At 58.1% G+C, this 786-nt stretch carries 1 pseudogene; it reads left to right on the top strand.

The features are described 5' to 3' along the window. A pseudogene (locus D3222_RS24835) lies at positions 1–786 on the top strand (DNA primase); the annotation flags it as partial.

Here is a 786-nt window from a genome sequence, read left to right as displayed (position 1 = left end):
GCGGGGTGGTCGGCGAATCCACCAATCTGCTGACCGGGTATCTGGCGGCGGTCTCGCGCAAACTGGATAAACCGCTGGCCGTGTTAATCCAGAGCAGCAGCGCGGCGGGGAAATCCTCCCTGATGGACGCCGTGCTGAACCTGATGCCGGAAGAGGAGCGTATCCAGTACTCGGCGATGACCGGACAGAGCCTGTACTATCTGGGGGAAACCAGCCTGCAACACAAAATACTGGCGATAGCCGAAGAAGAAGGCGTGCGGCAGGCGGCCTATGCCCTGAAACTGTTGCAGTCCGACGGCGAGCTGAAAATCGCCAGCACCGGCAAGAACGAACAGAGCGGCGAACTGGTGACGCGGGAGTACAAAGTACAGGGTCCGGTGATGCTGATGTTAACGACCACCGCCATTGATGTGGATGAAGAGCTGCTGAACCGCTGTCTGGTGCTGACGGTCAACGAATCGCGCGAGCAGACGCAGGCCATCCACGCCATGCAGCGGCACCGTCAGACGCTAGAAGGGTTGCTGGCTGACTCGGAGAAAGGCTATCTGACGCAGTTACACCAGAACGCCCAGCGCCTGTTAAGGCCGCTGAAAGTGGTCAATCCTTACGCCCACCAACTGACGTTCCTGTCAGACAAAACCCGGATGCGGCGCGACCACATGAAATACCTCACCTTGATACAGGCCATTGCGTTGCTGCACCAGTACCAGCGGGAGGTGAAGAAAACGACGCATCGCGGGCAAGTGATTGAATATATCGAGGTCACGAAAGCGGACATTGCTCTCT

The sequence above is a fragment of the Photorhabdus sp. CRCIA-P01 genome (assembly GCF_003545805.1).
GTDB classification, from domain to species: Bacteria; Pseudomonadota; Gammaproteobacteria; order Enterobacterales; family Enterobacteriaceae; genus Photorhabdus; species Photorhabdus antumapuensis.
Note: the sequence above shows the minus strand (reverse complement) of the source record. Positions and strands in the feature narration are given on the sequence as shown.